This is a genomic window from Siphonobacter sp. (assembly GCF_048595215.1).
In the GTDB taxonomy this organism is placed as follows: domain Bacteria; phylum Bacteroidota; class Bacteroidia; order Cytophagales; family Spirosomataceae; genus Siphonobacter.
Window position 1 is genome coordinate 17,953 of sequence record NZ_JBMDWJ010000339.1, and the last position, 24,678, is coordinate 42,630.

At 47.1% G+C, this 24,678-nt stretch carries 24 protein-coding genes and 2 pseudogenes; 14 read left to right on the forward strand and 12 right to left on the reverse strand.

The features are described 5' to 3' along the window. The first annotated feature begins 35 nt into the window (after positions 1-35). Positions 36-410 carry a winged helix-turn-helix transcriptional regulator gene (locus ACOJTG_RS20920; RefSeq protein WP_420155594.1) on the forward strand — a complete coding sequence of 125 codons (375 nt, stop codon included), beginning with the start codon at positions 36-38 and terminating at the stop codon, positions 408-410. Positions 411-462: 52 nt separating this feature from the next. On the opposite strand, the gene ACOJTG_RS20925 is transcribed toward ACOJTG_RS20920, so the two are convergent. The 5 genes from ACOJTG_RS20925 to rpoN all read right to left on the reverse strand — a co-directional run bounded on the left by ACOJTG_RS20925 (position 463) and on the right by rpoN (position 6,764). After that, positions 463-1,914, reverse strand: coding sequence for an ATP-binding protein (locus ACOJTG_RS20925; protein ID WP_420155617.1), 1,452 nt, complete (start codon positions 1,912-1,914; stop codon positions 463-465). Between the two features lie 51 nt (positions 1,915-1,965). Continuing rightward, entirely contained in the window at positions 1,966-2,424 is a 459-nt protein-coding gene (locus ACOJTG_RS20930; protein ID WP_420155595.1) for a response regulator, read from the reverse strand. A 52-nt stretch (positions 2,425-2,476) separates the two neighbouring features. Beyond that, positions 2,477-3,634: a sensor histidine kinase gene (locus tag ACOJTG_RS20935; protein ID WP_420155596.1), complete on the reverse strand. Its 1,158-nt coding sequence runs from the start codon at positions 3,632-3,634 to the stop codon at positions 2,477-2,479. 77 nt (positions 3,635-3,711) lie between these two features. Next, complete coding sequence (locus ACOJTG_RS20940; protein ID WP_420155597.1) at positions 3,712-5,199, reverse strand: sigma-54-dependent transcriptional regulator; 1,488 nt, start codon at positions 5,197-5,199, stop codon at positions 3,712-3,714. Between the two features lie 92 nt (positions 5,200-5,291). Then, positions 5,292-6,764 (reverse strand): RNA polymerase factor sigma-54, encoded by a 1,473-nt coding sequence (gene rpoN, locus ACOJTG_RS20945; RefSeq protein ID WP_420155598.1) that lies wholly within the window; start codon positions 6,762-6,764, stop codon positions 5,292-5,294. Between the two features lie 287 nt (positions 6,765-7,051). Here rpoN and ACOJTG_RS20950 point away from each other — a divergent pair, with 287 nt between their 5' ends. Then, positions 7,052-8,473, forward strand: coding sequence for a sensor histidine kinase (locus tag ACOJTG_RS20950; RefSeq protein WP_420155599.1), 1,422 nt, complete (start codon positions 7,052-7,054; stop codon positions 8,471-8,473). 66 nt (positions 8,474-8,539) lie between these two features. Continuing rightward, on the forward strand, positions 8,540-8,980 hold the full coding sequence (locus ACOJTG_RS20955) for a response regulator (RefSeq protein WP_420155600.1): 441 nt from the start codon (positions 8,540-8,542) through the stop codon (positions 8,978-8,980). A gap of 62 nt (positions 8,981-9,042) precedes the next feature. Here ACOJTG_RS20955 and ACOJTG_RS20960 read toward each other — a convergent pair whose 3' ends face one another. From ACOJTG_RS20960 to ACOJTG_RS20970, 3 genes are all read right to left on the reverse strand, one after another. Further along, positions 9,043-9,579, reverse strand: a complete 537-nt coding sequence (locus ACOJTG_RS20960) for a hypothetical protein (RefSeq protein ID WP_420155601.1) — start codon at positions 9,577-9,579, stop codon at positions 9,043-9,045. 30 nt (positions 9,580-9,609) lie between these two features. Beyond that, positions 9,610-9,981, reverse strand: a complete 372-nt coding sequence (locus tag ACOJTG_RS20965; protein WP_420155602.1) for a hypothetical protein — start codon at positions 9,979-9,981, stop codon at positions 9,610-9,612. 148 nt (positions 9,982-10,129) lie between these two features. Beyond that, positions 10,130-10,597, reverse strand: a complete 468-nt coding sequence (locus ACOJTG_RS20970) for a YtxH domain-containing protein (RefSeq protein WP_420155603.1) — start codon at positions 10,595-10,597, stop codon at positions 10,130-10,132. A 258-nt stretch (positions 10,598-10,855) separates the two neighbouring features. On the opposite strand from ACOJTG_RS20970, the gene ACOJTG_RS20975 reads away from it, so the two are divergent. Then, positions 10,856-11,227: a response regulator gene (locus tag ACOJTG_RS20975; protein ID WP_420155604.1), complete on the forward strand. Its 372-nt coding sequence runs from the start codon at positions 10,856-10,858 to the stop codon at positions 11,225-11,227. A 229-nt stretch (positions 11,228-11,456) separates the two neighbouring features. Here ACOJTG_RS20975 and ACOJTG_RS20980 read toward each other — a convergent pair whose 3' ends face one another. Then, positions 11,457-11,948 carry a hypothetical protein gene (locus ACOJTG_RS20980; protein WP_420155605.1) on the reverse strand — a complete coding sequence of 164 codons (492 nt, stop codon included), beginning with the start codon at positions 11,946-11,948 and terminating at the stop codon, positions 11,457-11,459. Between the two features lie 204 nt (positions 11,949-12,152). After that, positions 12,153-12,962 (reverse strand): transglutaminase domain-containing protein, encoded by an 810-nt coding sequence (locus tag ACOJTG_RS20985; RefSeq protein ID WP_420155606.1) that lies wholly within the window; start codon positions 12,960-12,962, stop codon positions 12,153-12,155. 199 nt (positions 12,963-13,161) lie between these two features. Between ACOJTG_RS20985 and ACOJTG_RS20990 the strand changes: the two genes are divergently transcribed. Beyond that, on the forward strand, positions 13,162-13,632 hold the full coding sequence (locus tag ACOJTG_RS20990) for a PA2169 family four-helix-bundle protein (protein ID WP_420155607.1): 471 nt from the start codon (positions 13,162-13,164) through the stop codon (positions 13,630-13,632). 145 nt (positions 13,633-13,777) lie between these two features. Here the strand turns inward: ACOJTG_RS20990 and ACOJTG_RS20995 are convergent, their stop codons facing one another. Beyond that, positions 13,778-14,968: an MDR family MFS transporter gene (locus ACOJTG_RS20995; protein ID WP_420155608.1), complete on the reverse strand. Its 1,191-nt coding sequence runs from the start codon at positions 14,966-14,968 to the stop codon at positions 13,778-13,780. A 141-nt stretch (positions 14,969-15,109) separates the two neighbouring features. Here ACOJTG_RS20995 and ACOJTG_RS21000 point away from each other — a divergent pair, with 141 nt between their 5' ends. From ACOJTG_RS21000 to ACOJTG_RS21040, 9 genes and pseudogenes are all read left to right on the forward strand, one after another. Then, complete coding sequence (locus ACOJTG_RS21000) at positions 15,110-15,562, forward strand: regulatory protein RecX (RefSeq protein WP_420155609.1); 453 nt, start codon at positions 15,110-15,112, stop codon at positions 15,560-15,562. 47 nt (positions 15,563-15,609) lie between these two features. Further along, the gene (locus ACOJTG_RS21005) at positions 15,610-16,524 is read left to right on the forward strand and encodes a DUF72 domain-containing protein (RefSeq protein WP_420155610.1); all 915 of its coding nucleotides are present in this window, start codon (positions 15,610-15,612) and stop codon (positions 16,522-16,524) included. A 225-nt stretch (positions 16,525-16,749) separates the two neighbouring features. Then, positions 16,750-17,334, forward strand: coding sequence for an imidazole glycerol phosphate synthase subunit HisH (hisH, locus tag ACOJTG_RS21010; protein WP_420155611.1), 585 nt, complete (start codon positions 16,750-16,752; stop codon positions 17,332-17,334). Positions 17,335-17,340: 6 nt separating this feature from the next. Further along, the gene (hisA, locus tag ACOJTG_RS21015) at positions 17,341-18,063 is read left to right on the forward strand and encodes a 1-(5-phosphoribosyl)-5-[(5-phosphoribosylamino)methylideneamino]imidazole-4-carboxamide isomerase (RefSeq protein WP_420155612.1); all 723 of its coding nucleotides are present in this window, start codon (positions 17,341-17,343) and stop codon (positions 18,061-18,063) included. 6 nt (positions 18,064-18,069) lie between these two features. After that, positions 18,070-18,912: an imidazole glycerol phosphate synthase subunit HisF gene (gene hisF / locus ACOJTG_RS21020; protein WP_420155613.1), complete on the forward strand. Its 843-nt coding sequence runs from the start codon at positions 18,070-18,072 to the stop codon at positions 18,910-18,912. A 9-nt stretch (positions 18,913-18,921) separates the two neighbouring features. Next, positions 18,922-19,589 (forward strand): annotated as a pseudogene (hisIE, locus tag ACOJTG_RS21025) (bifunctional phosphoribosyl-AMP cyclohydrolase/phosphoribosyl-ATP diphosphatase HisIE). 70 nt (positions 19,590-19,659) lie between these two features. Then, positions 19,660-19,998 carry a phage holin family protein gene (locus ACOJTG_RS21030; RefSeq protein WP_420155614.1) on the forward strand — a complete coding sequence of 113 codons (339 nt, stop codon included), beginning with the start codon at positions 19,660-19,662 and terminating at the stop codon, positions 19,996-19,998. A 421-nt stretch (positions 19,999-20,419) separates the two neighbouring features. Then, a complete protein-coding gene (locus tag ACOJTG_RS21035; protein ID WP_420155615.1) occupies positions 20,420-23,335 on the forward strand; it encodes a PAS domain S-box protein in 2,916 nt (971 codons plus the stop codon). After that, positions 23,332-23,721 (forward strand): response regulator, encoded by a 390-nt coding sequence (locus ACOJTG_RS21040; RefSeq protein ID WP_420155616.1) that lies wholly within the window; start codon positions 23,332-23,334, stop codon positions 23,719-23,721. The genes ACOJTG_RS21035 and ACOJTG_RS21040 overlap by 4 nt, the downstream gene beginning before the upstream one ends. Here the strand turns inward: ACOJTG_RS21040 and ACOJTG_RS21045 are convergent. Next, a pseudogene (locus ACOJTG_RS21045) lies at positions 23,712-24,678 on the reverse strand (penicillin-binding protein 1C); the annotation flags it as partial. The gene ACOJTG_RS21040 and the pseudogene ACOJTG_RS21045 sit on opposite strands and share 10 nt — an antisense overlap.

Here is a 24,678-nt window from a genome sequence, read left to right on the forward strand (position 1 = left end):
TTTGGGTTAGTGTAAGACCTTAAAAATCAGTCGTTATGTTTCAGCTAGAAGAAAAGCTTCCGTTGTCTGCTCAGGCGTGTACCAACAAGCTGGGAGCCATTGGTGATGCTTTGTACGTCATTGGTGGAAAGTGGAAACTACGAATCATCATCGCCCTGCAGGAAGGGAACAAGCGATTTAATGAGATTCAACGAGCGGTAGAAGGGATCTCAGCCCGAGTACTTTCCCACGAACTAAAAGAGTTGGAAATCAACGGATTCATTAAACGGGTGGTGTATACAGAAACGCCCGTAGTTATTGAATATGAACTGACGGAATACAGTGATACACTTCAGGATGTGCTGGAATCCCTGAGTAGATGGGGGGAAATGCACCGACAACGAATCATGGGGTCACCTTTGAATGAATAAAAAAAGCCCTCGCTCGTGCACGAGCGAGGGCTTTTTTATACTAATGTAAGTACTAAAAATCTTCGGCTTCGGTTCCGGCCAGCGGAAATGAAATCGTAAAGGCCGTACCAACGCCCACTTCTGATTCGACATCAATACGGGCTTTGTGCGACTGAACAATACTCAGCGTAGCGGCCAAACCCAAACCAATTCCATTGTTTTTAGACGTAAAATAGGGTTCGAACAAACGACCCAAATTTTCCGCTGGAATGCCCGATCCGTTGTCTTCAATGGTTACGTAACAGAAGTCACCGGCTACATGGTTTTGCACGTGAAGAATACCTACTTCGGGTTCCATGGCTTCAATAGCATTGACAATGATATTGAGAATCGCAATTTTGATTTTCTCCTTGTCAACCTTTACGAAGCAATCTTCGCCGTAATCTTTCTGCAACGTTATATTTTTTAATTGAACCCGGTCCATCGCCAGGGCTAGCGTCTCGTCGAGAATCTGGTGGATTGAGAAGTCGGCCAGATTGATTTCTGCTTGCCGGGAGGAATTGAGAAGCTCCGAAATCAGATCATTAATTCGCTGAGAGTTGCGTTTGATAATCTGGGGATACATCATCAGGGTATCGTCTTCCATTCCCGTGAGTAGTTCATCCGCCGACAAATTGATATTGGTGAGCGGATTACGTACTTCATGAGCCAGTGTACGTACCAAGCGGGCGGTAGCCGCCAGTTTCTCCGTAAGCAATGTATCTCGTTCGGCTTTCTTTCGGGCCGTAATATCGTGGACAATTCCCTGAATTTGCCGCACGCCAAAGCCGTCGTTCTGTACACTAGCGTAGATCGTACAGTAACGTTTTTCTCCCTGACTGGTCAGTAAAGCCACCTCAAAGTCTTCGATTTCGCCGAACTGATCAAGTATGGAAGAAAAAATAGCGTAGCGTTCCGTGCTTTCGAAAAGTTCGGGCATCCGCTTCTGGGTAAAATCTTCCGGGGTATAGCCCAGTAATTCGCTACCGTTCGGATTGACGTACAAGAATTCACCCGAAGGACTCGCCAGAAAAATCATTTCCCGCAACTGATTAAACAAACTCCGGTACCGGCGTTCACTCTCGCGGAGGGTGTTGAGCGTAGCCGCCCGCTCGAGTGCGTAACGAATACAGCGTTCGAGTTTTTCGGCGTTCAAATCCCGTTTAACTAGGTAATCCACAGCTCCCCGTTTCGTGGCTTCTTCATCCACTTTACGGTCACCACGACCCGTGAGTAGTACCATGGGCGTAGACAATCCAATGGCGTGTACTTCTTCGATTAGGTCAAGGCCCGTTTTAGCTCCGAGAAAGAAGTCTACGAAGGCAATTTGGGGATTGCTGTTTTTGAGTTTTTCCAGGGCACTGGAATAGCTATTAGCCCACTCTAACGCAAACTGACTGCCCGGAATGTCTCGCAGGTAGTCACTCGTGAGCAGGTAATCGTCCTCATCGTCATCCACGATTAAGACTCTCGTCACATTATTCATAATTCCTCCCTGCTCGCCAGAGAGCATTTAAAGGTGAAACGAAGGTATAGGTTATTTCGATGGCGAAGGTAATAGAACGGTTTCAAACCAATACCGCCCAATAGACTGGGCAACTTCGATAAAATCTTTAGAACTTACCGGCTTGGAGATAAAACAATTCACGCCCAAATTATAACTCTTGAAAATATCTTCCTCTGCGTGCGAAGTCGTCAAAACAATAACCGGAATGCTTCGTAATTCTGGATGCGATTTAATTTGCTGTAAGGCCTGACGACCATCCATGCGAGGCATATTCAAATCCAGTAAAATCAAGCCAGGTCGCGGGCTACGTGCGGGATCGGCGTAGATTCCTTGACGAAACAGATAGTCGATTAAAGCCAGCCCATCCGTTACCATCTGTATTTCGCTAAAACTGAAATTTCCTTCGAAAGCCTCCCGAGTCATTTCCCGGTCCTCTTCATCATCGTCGGCAATAAGTAGCACGACCGGTTTTTTGAGACTATGTTTCATGACGCTCCTAAACAAGTGGGCGGGAGGGATAAGAGTACCCTAAATTCCTACCTCATTTAACCGATGCTTTCTGCTGTTGAGGAAAGATGAGTACGAACGAAGCACCCTGACCAGGTTCACTTTGAGCGTAAATGATTCCGCCGTGATTTTCAACAATTCGTTTACAGATGGCTAATCCCATACCCGCTCCTTCGTATTCGGAACGGCCATGTAATCGTTTAAATAAAGTAAAAATCTGTTCCGACTGTCCGGGTTCAAAACCAATGCCGTTATCACTAACCGTAATTTTATGGTAGATGGTACCCGGTACGAAGCGGTGTTCGGCTATCTCCTGGCGGTTGAGTAGACTTGAGGAGATCCTCAAGCGAGGCTTCCGATCAGGACTAGTGAACTTCAGGGCATTACTCAGTAAATTCTGAAACAACTGGTGCATTTGGGTGGGCAGGGAAGAAAGGGTCGGTAATGGACCTACTTCGACTTCTGCTTCCGTTTCTGTTAATCGTAATTCAAAATCACTGAGTACGTTCTTGGCAACTTCGTTTAGGTTGACGGGAGTAAACGGCTCCTCTGGACGCGAAATTCTGGAGTAACTAAGCAAACTTTCAATGAGCAATTTCATTCGCTGCGTAGCTCCGAGCATCCGGGAAAGATAATGTTTACCTTCTTCGCCCAGATTTTCCTGATAACGGCTGGTTAGTCGTTCACCGAAAGAGGTAATCTTACGAAGTGGTTCCTGCAAATCGTGTGAAGCGATATAGGCAAACTGCTCCAACTCGAAATTGGATCGATCCAAAGCGTCCATTTTCGACTTAAGCTCCTGCTCAAAGAGGTAATGAGCCGTAAGATCTGCCGTTATGCCTACCAATCGTACATCTTCTGTGTCAGGGCTTAGAAGCACATTCCCTCGACTCATGAGTACGAGTTCATGGCCCGTATAGTCTAGAATGCGGTATTGTACCTGAAAGGGGAGCTGATTTTCAATGGCTTCTTGAATCGAGGTGACCACTTTCTCGCGATCTGCTTCCAGAATCTGCTCGTAAAACCAGTGTACGTTGGGGGGCGTACGAACCTCAGCCGGGAAGCTCAACACGCGAAATAGACCCTCCGACCAGTAAAATTCTTTCGTAGTAGTCGACCAATCGAACGTACCAAATCGTAATAAGGATTCAGCTTCCCGAAGGTAGGCAGTACTATCATAAAGCTGAGACATACTGATAAGCTAAAAAGAAGCGACATGCGTGAAAAGGGCATACGCCTGACTCAAACAGGAGCATGCCCGAAAATCACTTACGACAAGTGGTAATTTTTCATTTTATTGTAAAGCGTTTTGCGGTCAATGCCCAGCAATTGAGCAGCTTTACTTTTATTAAAATTGACCTGCTTAAGGGTCTTGAGAATCATATCGTATTCAGCCTCAAGTGCTGCCGAACGCAAATTAGGTTTTTCACCCTTGGGTACGTCCGGAGCCACAATGCCAACGGGTGGTTCACTGTAATAAGTTTGCGGAGGAATAACCGGAATTTCCGGTACGTATACGGGCGTTACGGGTGGCGTATTCGTCTCCATCGACTGCAACTTGTTAAAGTGCACAATCTCAAAAGGAAGGTCCCGTGACTGAATAGCCTCGCTATCGGTAAGCAACGTAGCTCGTTTGATGACGTTACGCATTTCCCGAAGGTTACCGGGCCATTCATAACGCATGAATAAATCTACTACATCATCCGCAAAGCCACGTACTTGCTTGCCCAGCTCGCCATTGGTGGCTTGCAGAAAGTAATCGGCAAATACCAGGATATCGGCATTACGCTCACGAAGCGGCGGTACATCGATGCTGAATTCGTTAAAGCGGTAGTAAAGGTCTTCTCGGAATTTTCCTTTTTTAGCAGATTCAATCAGACGTTCGTTAGAGGCAACAATGATGCGTACATCGATAGGCGTTTCTTTCGTACCACCCAATCGGCGTAGTTTCCGTTCCTGTACTACCCGCAAAAGAGAAACCTGCACATCATAAGGTAAATTACTCACTTCATCTAAGAAAAGAGTACCCCCGTGAGCTTGTTCGAAGTGACCAATTTTTTGGTTAAGAGCTCCCGTAAACGCCCCTTTTTCGTGTCCAAATAGTTCCGAGCCGGCCAAATCCTTAGAAATAGCTCCGCAATCCATGGCTACGAAAGGTCCGCTGGAGCGTTTGCTACGTTTGTGAATTTCCTGAGCAACGGCTTCTTTACCCGAACCACTTTCGCCATAAATAATGACGCTATAGTTGGTTGGAGCAACCAGATCTACCTGACGATACAGGTACTTAGATTCTGGGCCACTGCCAAAAATATATTGTTCCGAGCCAGTAGGACGTTTCGGGGCGGGCGTTGAGGTGCCGGTTTCGCCATTAACGCTAGGTGCGGTAGGTTGAGCCGTACTTTGATCGAGTGCCTTCCGAATGGTCACTAAAATCTCATCCGGGAACAGCGGCTTCGTTACATAGTCATACGCCCCCTGTTTCATCACGTTTACAGCGATTTTGATATCTGAATAACCCGTGATGACAATGACCGGTACGTGCGGAAACTGTTCCTTGATGCGAACCAGTAATTCGCCTCCGTCCATGTCTCCCAGACGGAAGTCCGTCATGACTAAATCGGGCTTGAAATCAGTAAGGATTTCAAGACCTGAAGTTCCATTATGAGCAATGGCGACCTCGAAGCCGTTACGCCCCAAGAATCGCCGTAGAAGCAGACAAATGTCCGTATCGTCGTCAATTACTAATATTTTCTGCATAGAAAATCTACCATTACCCTCACTTGAACTAGAGCCTTATGGGTGTGAAATGCTCTTTTATTAACAACAAACGATTAGTATCTGCTCAACGATTATATACCCCGTCGAAACTGGGCGGACTGAATACCTAATTGATCGCGATATTTAGCGACCGTCCGACGTGAGATTCTGTAGCCTTGCGTAGCAAGTAATCGCATCAGATCGAAGTCGTTGAATGGATTACGTTTGTCTTCGCAGGAAATATGCTCTACCAGTGCCTGCTGAATGGCTTTATTTGAAACTTCGTGACCGTCTTCTGTCCGAATACCTTCCGTAAATAAATCTTTCAGGTGAATCAGACCAAAAGGCGTTTGTACGTACTTACCCGACGTTACCCGTGAGATGGTAGAAATATCCATACCAATTCGATCCGCTACGTCTTTGAGAATCATGGGTTTCAGATTCCGTACATCACCCGTTTCGAAATAAGGCCGCTGTAACTCTACCAGCATTCGCATGGCTCGATGCATTGTATTTTCCCGCTGACGAATCGCGTCAACCAGCCATTGAGCCGATTGTAGCTTATTTTTCAGGTAAGTGGCGGCTCCGCGTTCACGACTGGTATCGACTAAACCGATAATCGAGCTGTTTACCCGAATATCAGGCCAGTTACCACGGTTCAGGGCTACTTCAATCCGTCCATAGTCGTCGTAATGTAAAACATAGTCAGGAATAATACCACGTTTCACGACTATGGAGTCATTATTACCACCCACGATGGGTTTAGGATTGAGTTTACCAATTTCGGCAACTGCCATTCGTAACTCGTCCTGATCAATACTCAAATGCTTACAGATCTTCTCAAAATTACGATTGGAAAGTTCAGTAAAGCATTCGCTGACAATATCCATGGCTCGCAGGGTTGCTGCAGTAGCCCGGCGGCTTTCTAGCTGAAGAAGCAGACATTCGCGTAAATCACGGGCTGCTAAACCGGCTGGTTCGAGCTCGTCGTGAATGGCTGCCAGTACTTCTTCGACTTCTGAACCATCTACAAAAATTCCATGCCCAAACGAATAATCATCGGCTAAAGCATCCGCATCGCTACGTAAGAAGCCATCATCGTCGAGCGAGTCAATAATAAATTCGGCCAGAGCCCGCTGACGATCTTTCAGATTCATCCAGCGAATTTGTTCTTTAATCGCTTCCCGCCAGGTTTCCTGTTCAACGATAGGTGACGAGTACAGATCATCTTCCGCGTTGGGATCCTGGCTTAACCGCGTTTTATATTCGGGAATATCATCGTTCGAAAATTCGTCCCAATCCCTGTAGTCCTCAACGTTCGTCGGTGTTTCGTAATCGACCGTATGATCGTCCCGCTCGTCGGAGGAAAGTTCCATTTCGGCCTCATCACTGGACTCCTTTTCGGCGGCACCTTCTTCTAGCAGAGGGTTTTCCTCTAACTCGTTGCGAAGGTGTTGCTCAAGCTCCAAAGTAGAAAGTTGCAAAAAATTTAAAAACTGTATCTGCTGAGGAGCTACCCGTAGGGTTTGTTTCTGAGTTTGAGAGAGGTTGACAGAAGTGCTCATATGTGGTTTGGATCGTTTACGGCGGTAACTGAAGTACTATACCTATTCATAAAGTCAAGCCACACGAGACTTATTCACACAAATCCTGCATCTTCGAGCCTGATTTCAATTACCTAGCACATTTTTTTTGTTGATAATCAAGCCGTTTTTGTACGAATGGGACCGACGAGTTTATTTTTTTACTTGCCCTTTCTCTTTTCTTTTGGCGGAAAGCTACCTTTTTTTGCCTCCTCTTATTTCCCCAAACTGTAGAAATATAACCACTCGTCTGGTTTTCGATTTAGTAAATGAAGTCTTCGAACGTCTGGCTACTCAATATTGCTGCTGCTTCTGCCATTGCCATACTGGTACTGTTGACCTATCTCTGTTTAGATCAGGTACGATCTACCGAATGGTTTAGTGAACGGGTAGAGCATACGTATAAAACAATTAATGAAAGTGAACGACTGTTTTCGCAGGTTAAGGAAGCGGAAGCAGGGATTCGGGGCTATCTACTTACCTCGAATGAATTATTCATCAAATCGTATAAACAGGGGCGTAACGAGTACGAAGCTTCCGCTCAACGTATGCAATTCCTGCTTAACGATAATGTCCATCAATTACGTCGGCTGGCCGTATTTAAAAGTCTGGCTCGTGACAAGTGGGAAAGTATGGATATGCAGTTGAAGGGGATCGATAAAATCCAGAACCAAGATTCTATGATTCTCAAGAGCAAGGCCATCATGGATGCCATGCAAAAGCAGATCAATGAAATTCAAAACGAAGAACGTAAGCTCTTGACAAGTCGTTTAAAGGCTCGTGAACGAGAGTTTAATTTGGCTCCTACGTACTTATTAACGTTAGCAATGTTGGCGGGGGGACTGTTGATACTTTCGGCGACGCTACTCAATATCGAACTTCGGCGGCGGCGTTTGATTCAGATCGATCTGGAGAAGAAAGTCGAAGCCCTCAACCGTTCGAATGCTGAACTCGAACAATTTGCTTACGTAGCTTCGCATGACTTGCAGGAGCCGTTACGGAAAATTAGAGCTTTTGCGGATCGGCTACTGATGCGACAACGCGAGCAGCTCACCGAAGATGGGCAGACCATGCTGGACAAAATCGCGAGTGCCGCCGAACGTATGCAGGGCCTCATTAACGATCTGTTAACCTTCTCGCGAATGGTCAGTCGTACGGACACGCTGCAGATCGTTAATTTGAATGAAGTACTGGACGAAGTTCAGGTGGATCTTTCGGAGGTGATTACTGAACAGCAGGCTTCCGTTCAGGTACAGTCCTTACCCACGATTCAAGGCTATCCTTCGCAGGTACGGCAACTTTTGCTGAACTTGCTCAGTAACGCCCTTAAATTTACCAAGCCGGATGTGCTTCCGATTGTTGAAGTTACGTATCGGAAAGTAGATGGGTCTGAAATACCAACCTTGGATTCGGATTTGAAAAAAGAACAATGGTACCATCGCATACGCATCAGCGATAATGGCATCGGGTTTGAACCCGAATATGCAGAGAAAATTTTTGTAATTTTTCAGCGGTTACACGCCAAATCGGCTTACGGGGGCACGGGGATTGGATTAGCCATTTGTCGCCGGGTCGTGACTAACCATGAAGGCTATATCTTTGCGGAAGGTAAACCGGGGCAAGGGGCTCTCTTTACGATCTACCTCCCCGTTGAAACCACCCAACAGAATCTGACTGGTACGACAGAATAAAAAAATAGCCGTATCTTTAAGGGCAATTAGACAGCAAAAGCGTATGGCCCTGAGCCTGGTGCAGGTATGAATACACAGATTCCCATTTTAGTGGCTGATGATGATGAAGATGATCGTTTTTTAATCCGAACCGCTTTTCGGGACAGCCAATTAACCAACGATATATTTTTTGTAGCCGATGGCGTAGAGTTGATGCAGTTTTTGTATCACCAGGGCCCCTATGCGGATGCCGTAAACTATCCACGTCCTGGCATTATCTTCCTGGATCTGAACATGCCCCGCAAAGACGGCTGGGAGGCGTTGTCTGAAATCAAACAAAATCCAGACCTCAAGGCCATTCCGGTAGTTGTACTCACGACTTCAAATTCTGAGCGGGATATTCTTCGTACCTATGAGTCAGGAGCAAATTGCTACATTACGAAACCCATTTCATTCGATCAGCTTTTACAGATTGTCAAAAGCTTTGGTCAGTTTTGGTTAAGCATTGCTTCCATACCTTGGAAATAAGATCGTTAAGCCAACAAAAAAGCCGATTCTTGCGAGAATCGGCTTTTTTGTTGGCTTAACGATTATAACGGTGTTCGAACCGGTCGTTCCGATTGAACGAGGGGTAAAGACTCTACCACGTGAGCCCGCGGAATATCATCCTCGGCCGTAGCATCCTTCAACCAGCGGAAGAATCGCTCTTTCCAGTGCTTCTTCGGTTTTCCTTCGGAAATCCGAACCACTTTGGGTTCATCGTCAGATACTTCTTTCACCCAGGTGAGGGACTTTTGAAGCAAATGATTTTGGTTGGATGACAAGTAATTCGCCGTAGCCCGTTTCAAAAGAAAACGAATAACGAATCGTAACGGCCAGGCCATCCGACCAATGGGTGTATAGGCTAAGGCCATATCGATGCCCCGTACCACACCCATTTGTAAGGCATTGTTCTTGGGTTTACTCATCAATTGCGTAAACGTCTGAACGACTTGCCGAGCGGGATTTATATCTTCCTTAATATCATCAAACTGCCGTCGGATTCCTACCCTTGACGTTTCAATCTGATTTTTCAAGCGGGCTCTTTCGGCCTGTAAATCGGATAAACTTTCTATTCTATTGTTCATAGTCATTAGCAAATAAGACTAAAGTAGAGGCTACTTTTTCGATTGATCTTTTTCGTAATAGAAGCGTTTGATAAAGGTATTGAGCACCGGAATCTTAATAAATTTATCACGAATCATGAATAAAATAATCGTTAATACAGCGTATCCTAAAGCTACATATCCAAATCCTGCCGCTACACTACCCACCGATTCACCAATCCACCAAGCCAATGCAATACTGCCAAACAATAAAACAAGTCCACCAAATACACTGACGATTAGACCGGCAACAACGGATGAGACGATATCAGCCGTTTTATCGGCTGTTTGCAGTACCGCCATATTCCAGCGGGCCTCTACATATTCAGTAACGCGTGCAAATAAGTCTTCGGCTGATTCGCGAAGGTCCTTTATTGATTCCATACGGGTTGAGAGCGATAAATAAAAGTAGATTTAAATCAAAAGATGTACAATCTGTTGGAGGATATCAGGATGTAATAACAAACGGGGAACTCAACCGTGAGCTCCCCGTTGATCATCGACTAATCGGTGACTGATTTAGCCAGCGAGATTAACCGAGTTGCTCGTTCACTTTCTGCTTAGCAGTTTGTTTTGCTTCATCAGCCTGATCTTGCAGGTCTTCGAATTTCGAGCGTGCTTTATCTTTTAAGTCACCAGCTTTTGAAACAGCTTGGCTCTTTAGGTCTTCCAAAGAGATTTTACCTTTCTGGATCGCTTTCAATACTTCATCGGCCAAATCCCCCACTTGCTTTTTCATTTTACCACGCGTGTCTTCTCCTTTATCGGGAGCGAACAACAGACCGATCACTGCTCCAGCTGCAGCTGCAGTAACAATTCCTAAAAAGATTTTTCCATTATTAGACATGACATCCTCCTGTTTAAATAGTGAAACTTTTGATTCGAATGAAAATGGAAAAACAGCCGTGCCAGCAAATGAAAAGGAAGGGGTAATTTTTTGAGTAATAAGACATATTAGGTATAAATTATCAAATGATAGTATAATTTCGGGGAAATTCAAGAAATGTGAAAAATCATCCGTTTTTCCAAAAAGATAACAGGATGACTCAAAGTGGGGAAAAAACCCCTCATAAGCGCTTTGGTATATTATTTTAAAAACTTTTACCCGGATACCGCACCGTACAGGTGTTTTAGGTTAGGTGGAAGATCGGCATTGGGCAAGTCCACCGGATTTGCCCAATCTTTTTTTAACTTAATTGGTTCAGACCTAAATGATTATGATAGACTTGTTAAGTCTTGGCTATAAACTGTATAAGATATGCCCACGTATCTTCCGAGTATATACGGAGACAATATGAAGGTTTTGATCGTAGATGATGAAGAGGATTTATGTATGCTGCTAGGAAGTTTCCTTCGCAGAAAAAAAGCAGAAGTAAGCTACGCTAATAATCTTCGCAACGGCTTGGAGCAGTTGCACCATGTCAATCCAGACGTCGTTTTTCTTGATAATAATTTGCCGGATGGAACGGGCCTCGAAGCTCTGCCTAGCTGGAGACAATTATATCCCGAAAGCCGCATTGTCATGATTAGTGCCATGAGTAATTTACGTGAAAGAGCTTTGGCTAATGGTGCCGATGCTTTTCTGGAAAAGCCTCTGAGTTTTAGACTAGTTGAGTCCGTTTTGGATTAATCGAGTACGAAACACGTATTATATTATTTTGTAAAGCTCCGGTCCTTGATAGGCCGGAGCTTTATTCGTTTCTAATACATTTATTAGCAATCAGTTCTAAAAAGATTCCCCCTTGGGACTTGGCTAGTTTGTAAATGGATAGTCTAATGAGTAGACCCCTAATAAAGCAACCAAATACTAAGAAATCCTTGAGTAATATGGGGGATTTTGAGCTACACAGTATTTATACTTAATCCTTCAAACTTTTTTGAGCTTCATCTATCTTACGATTAAGATCACTCTTAAACTCTTTCCAGTCCTCTTTCGCATTGTTTTGAATCTTTTTCAATGAAGTATCTAATTCATCCCGCTTCACTTCTAATTTTGCTTTTCGTTCCTGCCACCGGATTTTTTCTTTGTCTTTGGCTACTTTGATTTTAGCATCTACGCGGTCAATCTCATTTTGCAGAGCCATCTTCTGATCCTCTACCTTCACCGCTAACTCAGAACGCTCGCGTTGCCAGTCTTCTTTGCTTTCCTGTCCTGATTCTTTAACATCCGTAGCTACCTCATCAAAGGCTTCCTTGGTCTTGTCGGCGGCTCGATCCGCTGCGTTTTCTATTTTATCTTGGGCTTTCTGGGCATCCTCAGCCGCTTGGTGTTTCTCTTTTGCGGTACAAGCCATGAAGAGCGAGCAACCTAAGATTCCCAGGTTTACCCAGGAGAGAACTTGTTTTTTCATAAGGCATTCTTCGTTTAAACAGTAAACTGTACGTACTCAACAGCTAATAAATAAAGAAATGTACCTAAGTTTTAACGGCAATGCTTTACTAACGGATTGCATCAAGCCATTAATAAGGCCAGATGTGTAGAAAAGCTTAGTTTAGCGATTAGAAAGAAATATGTAGAAAAAAATACACAAAATATGGTCAGTCCAGCTAGAACGTTACCCATGTGAAGGGGTTGGTATCGGCGGCTGAGCCGCTTCTACGGCTACCTGTAAGCTTTTAAAATTAACTCCTCCAAAATAAGAAGCAAAGGCAACATCGGCCGCATCGCGACCATACGCAACCGCAATGCGGTTCCCGCGGGGCTGCGATTGCGTAGGATCGAAGGTGTACCAGCGATCGCCTACGTACGCTTCAAACCAGGCATGCAAATCCATCGGATCAAGTTGATACAGATAGCCTACCACCATACGGGCTGGAATGTTACAACTGCGACATAGGGCAATGCCCAGGTGAGCAAAGTCCCGGCATACGCCGACGCGATTCAGCGTAATGTCCATCGCCGACGTAGAAGAATTCGTTACGCCGTATTCATACCGAATATTATTATAAATCCACTGTCGAATGGCTTCTACTTGAGCGTAGCCCAAAGAATAACCCTGAATGATTTCTGCCGCTAACCCACCGAGCTTATCGGCTTCGCAGTATCGGCTTTGCAAAAGAAACTGCATTACTTCATCGGGTACATTAGATACGGGTACCCAGTCAGCTTCGGTATGCACATCAATTTGATCCGCACAATCGGCCGTTACTCTTGATTCCAGTCGAAAAGGGCCGGGTGGAATCATCAAGCGTTGACAAAGATTTCCGTACGAATCCGTGTATTCCGTGATCTGAACGAGCGGATCAACGATGTACTCTTCCTTGACAATAAATTGACTGGCTCCACTGCGGGGTCGAAGCATAAAAACGGCGGGAACAAGAGCTAGGGCTTCTAGTTCAATCTGGCAACTGGCTTGAATAAGCATGGGAATAAGACGTTAAGGAGCGGTAAAAGTCAATAAAAAGACAGTCCAGATCAGCGTAACTTTTCGAAAGATAAGGCAGAATCTCTGGACTAGGGGAGTGGCACTACATTTTCGGTTTTAGGCAAGCATTGTATCTGAGGCAATGCAACGACAGATCTTTTCTTCTCCGTATAAACCACTCTTTTAAAGAGCAATCGCTATGGACGTAAGTGAACAAAAGCAGATATTAAACTTCCTGTACGCGGTTTGCAGTGATCGCCATGAACAATACCAAAACGCTCAGGAAGAAGCCCGAGAATCTCATTTGAAAGAAATGTTTAGCCATGGCGAACGGGAAAGTGGACAGATGATGCAGGAAATTCGCACACTTTTACAGGAGTTAAATCTCCAATGGGAAGAACAAAGTACGCTTTCCGGGGATTTGCATAATCTATGGATCGACTTTCGGTCGAAACTATCCGGCCATGATTCCAAAGCTATTGTAGAGGCATTATGCTGTGCGGAAGAAGCAAACCTAGAGAAGTACGAGCAGGAGTGGCAGACGAACCAAAGTGGAGACGATCGGGTGCAGGCCTTAATCAGCCGTCACAAGGACGAGTTAAAACATTCGCTGGAAAAACTACGGACGCTGACCCAGGATGAAGCCAGTCACCTAAAGCTGAAATTGTAGGCTACGAATGACCCAAAAACAAAAGACCCGGCTCGTTGAAGAGTCGGGTCTTTTGTTTTTTTGAATCGCAATTGTAGGTAAAACGGCGGACCTTACCTGAAAGTTTCAGGGTTGGAAAATAATCTCATAATTTTTTATGAAAACGTTAACTTTTTTTGGAACGATACGAAAGGCTTAAAAAACCGATGGTAGCCACTATAGAAAAGCTGATCATCAACCACCAGGCCGATGCAAAGCCGACGCGACTGATAAACTGGGTACCGAGCAAAGGAGCTGAAATTTGAGCAATGGACCACGAGGCCGTATACGCTGCCGTGTACTGGCCCCGATTGTGAGGTTTAGAGCGGGCAATAGCATACGAGTTCATAAAAGGCATGGCTAACATTTCGGCCAGCGTAGCCAGGATCATGGCTACGACTAACCAGATGACACCAAAGAATACGTTAAAAAGCAGGTAGGATATACCCACCAGTAACGTTCCAATGGCCATGAGTCGCAAGTGTACAAAGCGGTTTTCCAGTTGATGGACCAGCACCATTTCGACGGCTACAATCAGCACGCCGTTCAGGGCCATGAGTGTACCAATCTGATTTTCGGGTAGGTGATACACCTGCTTGTAGTAGAGCGGAACCGTTGAGAACAACTGAAAAAAAGTAATGGCAAACAGGGTGACGAAAACCATGAAAATCATGAAATGCGTATCCCGATAGGCCGAATCCTGACGGGATTGCTGAACAGTTGGGCTTTCGTGTGAAACGGACGTTCGAGGAAGAATCAGTATAAGCAGAAGCGTCGCGGCCAGGCACGTGCAACCGTCCGCCCAAAACAGGAGCGAGTAATCAATGGATGCCAGCCAGCCGCCTACCGCTGGGCCTACCGACCAGCCCAGATTCAGAGCTAATCGATTTAGCGAGTACGAACGGGTACGATTTTCGGGCGTGCTGTATAAGGCTACTGCAGCGGTAACGGCCGGACGGAATCCCTCGGCAACTAGTCCCAGTACAAAGGTACCCAGGCATAAGCTTTCAAACGTTTTGAGCTGACCTACCACTAGAAACATCAGGCCACCCAGCCCCAGGCATACCCACATCACTCGGTAGGCGCCGAGGCGATCCGTAAGTCGTCCGCCGAGCAGCGTACCGCCAATGGAGCCCACGCCAAACAGAGCCATAATGACGCCAGACTGGTCAATACTTAGGTGTAGGGACTCCGTTAGATACACCCCCAGAAAGGGAATTACCATAGTACCGCAGCGGTTGATAAACATGACCAGAGCCAGCAACCATATAGATCGCGAAAGCCCGCTATAGGCGGATCGATAAAGCTGTATAATCATGTCAACGCAAGTGCTATGCTGAGGGAAGTTTGAAGAAGAATCAAAGGTACATATTCTCTGTTTTTTCTTTGAAAAGAAGACAGAAGAGCGTTTTAAATCCCCTGAAAAATTCGTAATTTTAAGAATTAAGCCCTTTTTGCCATGAATGCAGATGCCCTACGACAGGCCGCTTCGTTTTGTGCCTACCAGGAACGAACGATGCAGGAAGTCCGTCAGAAACTCAACGCCTGGGAGGTATCCGAAGAAGATACCGAAGCCATCCTGGCCCGATTAGTTCAGGACGGGTACCTCAGCGAAGAACGCTTTGCCAAGAGTTTTTCCCGGGGAAAATTCAGAACCCGCCACTGGGGGAAAATCAAAATTGAGATGGAAATGCGGCGGAAAGGCCTCGGCGAAACCGACCGCAAAAATGCGCTGGAAGAAATCGACCAGACGGAATACCACGACTCGCTGAAAAGCTTACTGGCCAAGAAAGACGCCTCCCTCAAAGATACCGACCCACGGGTACGGAAACAGAAACTGGTTCGGTACGCCCTGAGCAAAGGCTACGAATCAGGCCTGGTCTGGAAAGTACTGGGCGAGGACTGGGACTAAGGTGGCCTGACTTTTTCATCGCGGATGCCACCTAATTTGCACGTATCATGGACTTTGGTAAAGTTTCACCCAGTCAAATCAATACCATCAATTTTACGCTTCCCGCCGACTCGCCCCTGAATACGCAGGTATTGCCGGGCCAGCCGGTGGCTCATCCCTTGCCCGCGTATGTGGGTTGCCCCGTCTGGATGGAGAAAAGCTGGCTGGGTAAAATCTATCCTTCGGCTATGAAGGATAAAGAAGCACTGGCTCATTACACCCAACAGTTCAATACCATCGAACTCAACGGTACCCATTACCAGATGCCCAACGACGAGACCATCGAGCGTTGGCTGGAAGAGGCTACGCCGGGCTTTAAATACTGTCCCAAGTTTCCCAAAGCGATTAGTCACGAAAAGGAACTGCTCGGGGTAGAAGACGCGACGCAATTTTTCTGTCGGCAGTTACTCAAACTGGGCGATCATTTAGGTATTCCGTTTCTGCAAATGGGTCCGGCTTATACGCCGCAAAAGGGAAAAGGACTAGTGGAATTCCTGAAACTTATTCCGGAAGAAATGACGATTGCGGTGGAATTCCGGCATCCGGACTGGTTTGCTAATCCCCGCATCTGGGCCCGTACCTGCGAAATCCTGCGGGAGGCGGGGCACGCGGCAGTGATTACCGATGTGTCCGGTCGCCGGGATGTCCTGCATCAGACGCTGACGGTGCCCAAAGCCGTGATTCGCTTTGTGGGTAATGAGCTACATCCCACGGATTATATCCGTACCGACGAATGGATTCAACGCCTTAAAAAATGGCAGCAGGAGGGGCTGGAAGAACTCTACGCGTTCATTCACTGCGGACAGAGTGAGTGTGCTCCCGAGCTGGCCAACTACTGGATTCAGGAATTGAATACGCAGCTGGGCTTGTCATTGAAGCTACCTAAGTTTTTGCCGAAAGTCGATCAGATGAGTCTGTTTTAAAGAAAAGCGGGTGTATCCCCTTCGCAGAAATGCGATTTCTGGAAAATTCTTCTACTTTTGCCGTATGAATTGCACCGTATTTCATCATCATTCCCATGTATGGCTCCGCTGAACAGGCTGATGTGATTCCGGTTTTATGGTCTAGCAAACACCGAATAACAGATACAAACGCCTGATTCACCGAATCGGGCGTTTTTTTATGATCGAACGTAATCGCTGAAGGTTATGAAAACCGTCATTATCAAATACAACGCCGGCAATGTACAGAGCGTCATGTATGCGCTGGAACGCATCGGGGCATCGTACCTCTGGACGGACGATGAGGCCGAGATCCGTACTGCCGATAAGGTCATTTTTCCGGGCGTCGGCGAAGCCTCAACCGCCATGGCGTACCTGCGGGAAAAGGGCCTTGACCGTGTCATTCCTACGCTCCAGCAACCCGTACTGGGCACCTGCGTGGGTATGCAGCTGATGTGCCAGTATTCGGAAGAAAACCAGACGCAGGCATTGGGCATTTTTCCGGTGGACGTCAGACGTTTTCCGGCGGGCGAACTGAAGGTGCCGCACGTGGGCTGGAATAATTTGTACGACCTGAAGTCACCACTGACGGAGGGGATGACGCCCCATCCGTACATGTACTTTGTGCACAGTTACGCGGCTCCGGTGTGCGAATACACGGTAGCCAGTTGCGATTACGTCGTGCCCTTTTCGGCGATGCTGCACAAAGACAATTTCTACGCCGCTCAGTTTCACGCTGAAATCAGCGGAAAAGAAGGGCAGCTCATTCTTGAAAATTTCCTGAAACTCTAGGTAGCTATGTTTATTATTCCCGCCATCGACTTGATTGAAGGCAAAGCCGTTCGATTGACGCAGGGCGATTATTCGCAGAAAACCGTCTACAACGCCCATCCGCTGGAAGTAGCCAAGGAATTTGAAGGAGCCGGACTGACGCGTCTGCATCTGGTGGACCTCGATGGAGCCAAAGCCAAGAAGGTCATTAACTGGAAAGTACTCGAAACCATTACTACACAGACGCGTTTGCAGGTTGATTTTGGTGGTGGGGTGCAATCGGACGAGGATCTGAAAATCGTCTTCGAAAGCGGAGCGACGCAGGTGACGGGCGGGAGCATTGCGGTGAAAAATCCCGATTTGTTTGCCAGCTGGCTCAGTCAGTACGGGGGTGAGAAAATGATTCTTGGAGCCGACGCCAAAAACGAACGCATCGCTGTAAGCGGCTGGGAAGAAGGAACGGAACTGTGGGTGTATGATTTCGTGAAGCAGTGGGAAGAAAGAGGCATTCAGTACATCATTTCGACCGACGTTGCCAAAGATGGGCTCTTACAGGGTCCTAGTTTTGACCTGTACCAGAAGCTTCAGGAGCAGTCGCCAGCCCTGCGGGTGATTGCCTCGGGGGGCGTAAGTTCAATGGCCGATCTGGAGAAGCTGGCGGAAATGAACGTATACGGCGTTATTGTCGGGAAGGCCATTTACGAAGGCCGGGTTTCCCTGAAAGATTTAAGTACCTTCGTTGAAAACTAGGCAGCTATGTTAACCAAACGCATCATTCCGTGCCTGGACATCAAGGACGGACGCACGGTCAAAGGAACGAATTTCGTGAACCTGCGGGATGCCGGAGATCCGGTAGAACTCGGAGCCATCTACGCCGAGCAAGGAGCTGACGAACTCGTATTCCTCGATATTACGGCTACCGTCGATAACCGGAAAACGCTCGTGGAGCTGGTTCGTAACGTAGCTCGTCACGTCAATATTCCTTTCACCGTCGGCGGCGGTATCAGTTCCGTAGCCGATGTATCGGCCTTACTGAACGCCGGAGCCGATAAAATTTCAATCAATTCTTCGGCCGTCCGTCGGCCTGAACTCATCGACGAACTGGCTTTGCAGTTCGGTTCGCAGTGCATCATTGTAGCGATTGACACGCGGGAGATTTCCGTACCCAGCGACGTAGTGAGCCATCAGGAAACCACGACCAGCCGGTTTGGCAACGAACGCGTCAGTACCCACGAAATTCGCCTGACGACCGAGCACGTCGTACACACGCACGGGGGCCGTAAGCCTACCGAACTGCGTACCTTGCCCTGGGCAAAAGAAGCTCAGGAACGAGGGGCGGGTGAAATACTGCTGACTTCCATGGACGCCGATGGTACCAAAGCCGGGTTTGCTCTCGAACTTACGGCGGCGGTTTCCGGACAACTCAGTATTCCCGTGATTGCTTCGGGGGGAGCGGGGTTAATGGAACATTTCCACGAAGTATTCACGACCGGAAAAGCCGACGCGGGCTTAGCCGCTAGTATTTTCCACTTCCGGGAAATTGGTATTCAGCCTTTGAAAATGTACCTCCAGGAAAAGGGCGTCACGATGCGACTGTAATCAAGTCTTATGAAACTGAATTTTGAAAAAGCCGGCGGTCTAGTACCAGCTATTATCCAGGACGTTCAGACGAATAAAGTGCTCATGCTGGGCTTTATGAACGAAGAAGCCTACGCCAAAACGGAGGCCGACCAGATTGTCACCTTTTTCAGCCGTACCAAAAATCGGCTGTGGACCAAGGGTGAGACCTCCGGTCATTTTCTGCACGTCAAGGAAATCCGTATCGACTGCGATCAGGATACGTTGTTGATTAAAGTAGAACCCGTGGGTCCCGTGTGTCATACGGGAGCCGATACCTGTTTTTTTGAAGAAAATCCCCGGTAAGAGCATCGGCTCTTTCCGGCATACTTTACCCATTTTAAAGGCAACCTTGCCCATTCTGTATGGCCGTTGAATTCTTAGATCAGTTAAAAGCTATTATCCGGGAGCGGAAACAATCCCCCAGTGAAGGTTCGTATACGGCTAAATTGTTCGCTCGTGGTACGAATAAAATTGCCCAGAAAGTGGGTGAAGAAGCCGTTGAATTGGTCATCGAAGCCATGTCCAATGACGACCAGCTGTTCAAAAACGAAGCAGCAGATTTGCTGTTTCACTACCTGATCCTGCTCGAAGACCGCAATATCGATCTCGACGAGGTCATTGCTATTCTCGAAGATCGCCATCGCGAGCGTCAATAATCACTAGGGAGATCTAGGTTTTTGGTACAAAATTTTGCATGTTCAACCTTTGTACTAACACCTTCTTCTTATGGGCCTTATTGTCCGCTTATTGATTAATGCCGTTGTCGTGTACCTGGTGGCCAGTTTTCTGCCCGGGGTCTCGGTCGATGGTTTTACGACGGCTCTCATTGTTGCCGTTGTACTGGCTTTACTCAACACATTCGTTAAGCCGATTTTACAACTCCTTAGCCTGCCGATTACCATTCTCACGCTAGGCTTGTTTCTCCTGGTAATCAACGTTTTGATTATCAAAATGACCGATTATCTCGTGGACGGGTTTGCCGTCGACAACTGGCTGATCGCCCTGATATTTAGCTTCATCGTTTCGCTCGTTTCCGGAGCTCTGGGAGCAGCCAGCGAGGATTAAGTTTCGTCAAAGAAAAAGGGCTATAGGTCGGCACATTAGAGGCTATGGCCTGTTTAAAATCCCGTTTACTAAGAAAGCACGTACTTTTCTTACTAAACGGGATTTTTTATGAATCAAGCCGTAAGCAAGCGATATAAACGAATTGAAAATAGGTACTTGTTCCTTTTTATTCCTAGTTTTCTAGGCAAAAGAGAGTATATTTCGACTTTAGTACTTATGTAGCCAAGAAGTGCGGACGGTAGAGGTACTCAATCAAAAACCTGAAGGGAAAAAGCCAGTTTTCTCATCGGTTTCTAGCAGGATTCAACCCCACCTGCTTTGGTATTTATCTTCTCCGCAATAGCTGCCTCTCTCGAAATTTATACGCTTAGTTTATGTAGCGAAGAGTACCTGTTATTGCTTTTGCTTGACCGCCAACTATATGCAAAGCTTTGCCCATTCTTCAGGTCTAGATCAATCTAGATTAATTTATTACGCCGAATTTGACCGCCAAGGAACCTACACCTATGGTAACGCCCAATTACGGGAACTAAGTGCTACCAACGATCCTTTTCAAATCCTTTTGGGGGATCTGGATTATATCTATTTACAAAATCAGCTGAAAAGCCCGAGCCCTGCTATCCATGAGTTTCGGGCTCAGGGTACCCATCAATCCTTGCGTTTGGAAGTGATGCCGCGTTTAGATGACCAAGGTACGAAGCTGGGCAGTAGCGTTCTGGCCCTGGCCGAAGCGTGGCCGGCAGAGCAAATAACCGGGCAGCAACAGTTTGAAGCCATCCTGCGTTACGCACCCATTGGTATGGCCCTACTTGAGCTCAATGGCAGGTGGATTCGGGTAAATCAAGCCCTCTGTCAGTTCATTGGCTATACGGAAGAAGAACTTCTCGAGATGGATTTTCAATCCATTACCCATCCAAAAGATTTAGCCGAGGATCTTGCTTTGGCCCATCAAGTGATACGCGGTGAAATCGCGAGTTACGCTTTGGAGAAACGCTATTTGCATAAGAATGGCTCAGTAGTCTGGGGATTGTTAACGGTTACGCTGGCCCGTCAGGGCAGTACCTCCTGCTTCATTTCACAAATCCAGGATATTACGGCTACCAAACAATCGTATCAAGCCCTTAAAAAAAGTGAGGAAAAGTTTCGGCTGATGAGTGAAAACAGCCGGGATACGATGGCCTTAATCGATCAGCAGGGAAGGTGGCTGTACGGAAATCCCTACGTAAGCAAACTCACCGGCTATGATTTAGATACCCTGTTGGGAAAGCCCTACGCCGAGCTGGTGCACCCCGACGACCTGCCCGCTTTGACGGAAATGTACCGGGAACTCATGGCCCATCCCGATCAAACCTTCAAAAGCCGACACCGTATTGTCAATGCCCAGGGACAAACCCGGTGGTTGGAAGGATACATCGTCAATAAACTTGACTTGGAGGGTCTAAACGCCATTATTGGTAATTTTCAGGATATTACTTCTTTGGTATACAGCAGTCGGAAGATAGAGGAAAGTGAAAAGCTCTTCCGTACGGCTCTGGAGTATTCGGCCAGCGGCGTGGCTTTGACTTCAAAGGAAGGCGTTTGCCTGACCGTCAATCGGGCTTTCTGTCAGATGCTGGGGTATACGGAGCAAGAAATGCTGGGCAAAACCTTTGACTCCCTTACGTATGGCGAGAACCCTCGAACGTTTGAACGGCTGGGTCAACAGCAAACCTATCAAACCGAAGAGCGTTACGTTCACAAGACGGGAAAGATCGTTTGGGTACTCCTTTCCATCGCTCGCTTGGACCTGGAGCCGCATCACTTCATTTTGCAGGCCGCTGATATCACGGACCGAAAACAAGCCGAAGAAGAAATTTCCCAAAAAAAGGCCCAGTTGGCCTTACTGAGCAATCACCTGTATGGACTGATGATTTTTCAGGCCGTGCAGGAGCCCGGCAAACCCATACGTTTTACGTATGTGAGTGATACGGTGCGAGAAGCTACGGGACAACCCGCTCAAGAAGTACTCCATAATGCAGATCTATTATTCAAACGGATCCATCCGGATGACTACCAGCAACTTCGGGAAAAACTTCGGGCCTCTTTAAAAAATCGTCAACCCCTGAAGATCGAATTGCGGGTGATCAATGCTCATCAGGACGCTCGTTGGGTTCGGGTACGAGCTACGCCGCGTCTTTTGGACGATGGAACCGTTGTTTGGGAAGGCTATCAAGTGGATGTTACGCAACGCAAAGAAGCCCTTGAGGAACTCAAACGTTCGGAAGCCAATCTACGCGTCGTCTTGGATCATACGGAAATAGGCTATGTCTTGTTAGATACGGAAGGAAGGATTCGTTTGTATAATCATCGGTTTACGGAGTTGTGTCGGCCGGAGACGAAGCCCCACGTGGCCCATACCGAACGATTTATCGACTTAGTATCACCCGAGCGGCGACTGGTGGTCGAGGCCTTGTTACAGCAGGTGCTCACCACGGGCGAAGGAGTTGGGTATGAACTCTACGATGAACAGCGAGAACTTTATTTTTATGTGACCATCCATTTGGTTCGGGAAGAACAGGTGCTGGGTCTTTGCTTAAGTATGCAGGACATCAGTCGGCGGAAACAGGTGGAGTTGGAGCAGCAACGCATGACGCAGGAAGTATTGCTGAAAAACCATAACCTCGAACAGTTCGCTTCCATTGTTTCCCATAACCTTCGTGCTCCCGTAGCTAATGTCTTGGGACTAACCGAAATGTTGCAGCAACCGGATCTGCCGGAATCCGAGCGGCAGCAGCTTCTGGAAGATGTGGTTCTGTGCACCCAGCGGCTGGATCAGGTAATTAAAGACCTTAATCAGATTGTAAGCCTACGCAATGAAGTACCCACGGAGAAGGAATGGGTAGACTTACCGCAACTCGTTGCCCACATACAAGCTCAATTACAGCCCTCTTTAACGGCTAAACGTGCCCAGCTGGTGACGGATTTTTCACAGGTGGACGAGTGGTATACCGTTCGTTCATACTTCTATAGTATTGTCTCCCAGCTCATTTCTAATGCTCTTAAGTTTAGTCAGCCTGATCAGGAACCCCTCATCTACATTAGTGGGGCCATGCAGGAGGACATCTTTCAGCTGGTCGTGGAAGACAATGGGCTAGGAATTGATCTACGTCGTAAATCCGAGCAGGTATTTGGCCTGTATCAACGCTTTCATCGTCCCATTGAAGGCAAGGGTATGGGTTTATATTTAATGAAAACGCAAGTGGAATTATTAGGAGGCCAGGTTTTTGTAGAGAGTGAGTTAGGGCGTGGGTCCCGCTTTACGCTAAAATTCCCCGTGCTCTCCGCCGTTAGTATATGACAATCCCTGAAACGATTATTTTGATCGACGACGATCCCCTCAATAACAAAATTTGTACGTATCTACTGGGACGGTATTTTCCCCAACCCGTTCCTATTCGGGCTTTTACCAATCCCGAAGAAGGGCTCGCGTATGTATTAAGTCTGCAAACACCCCAATTAACCCTGGTCTTATTGGATTTAAATATGCCTGAATTAACGGGTTGGCAAGTACTCGATGCCCTGGAAACGTTCATGACTCAGGCACAAGCGTATATTCATATTTATATCCTTTCTTCTTCGATAGATATACGGGACCGGGAAAAGACCCAGCTCTATCCCTATGTGAAAGGGTCGCTGGAAAAGCCGCTGACTCGGGCTCAATTGGATGCGGTATTTCAATCCTGATAGCTTACCTGGATATAGCTATCGCGGTGCCTGCCCTGATCATCGGCACAGGAAATTTTTACCCGACCGGCGGGTGGCTGGCAGAACACCGCTTGCGTAGGATCAGCCGTTTGAATGAGCTGATCGTTGATGTACCAGTACACTTTTTTTACTTCATTACCTACCTGAGCATGGAGCGATAACTGATTTTTCTCCTGCCGACTCAGGCGATACGTAGCTCCATCCACCGGATAGGTAATGATGAGCTGCTGGCTGGTTGCAGCCACTCGCGTACAGGCCGGGTTGTGCGGTGGCACGCGTTCGTAGGCAATGTGCCGGGTTTCGTACCAGTGGATCAGCTCGGGCGGATCCTGGGCCACCCAGGTTTCTATGCTTCCCTCTTCCGGCTTACAGTAGGGGCAATAGCTCATGTGCCGTTTCAGGTCCAGCCATACGCGTTTTTTATGGGTACAACGTTGCGTCGAAGAAACACCCGGCAAGTAGTAATCTGGTAATGTGTGGGTGCAGAACTCACTGGGTAACTGGCCCGTTTCGGCACAAACCTGCCGCGTGGCCAGTCCGTTGGGTGTAGGCAAGCCCTGAGCCGCGGCGTTGTAATCAATCGTATTGAAGATTTCGAAGAGTAGGGGCGTGGCCGTATTAGCTCCATTGAGTTCGGGGACGCCTTCACCCGAAAAGTTACCTACCCAAACCCCAACGGTATAGTGAGCGTTGTAGCCGATACTCCAGGCATCTTTTTTCCCGAACGAAGTCCCCGTTTTCCAGGCTATTTTCGGTAATCGATACGTATAGGCGTAGTTGTTAGGTAAATCCGGACGAGCTACCTGCGTTAGAATCTGCGTAATAAGAAAGCTGGCTTCCTCACTGACGAGTTCTGTTGCATTATGAAAATCCGGGTTTTTTAGAAAATACGCCTTATTGAATTGTCCCTGGTTGGCAAAACTGGCAAACAAGGTG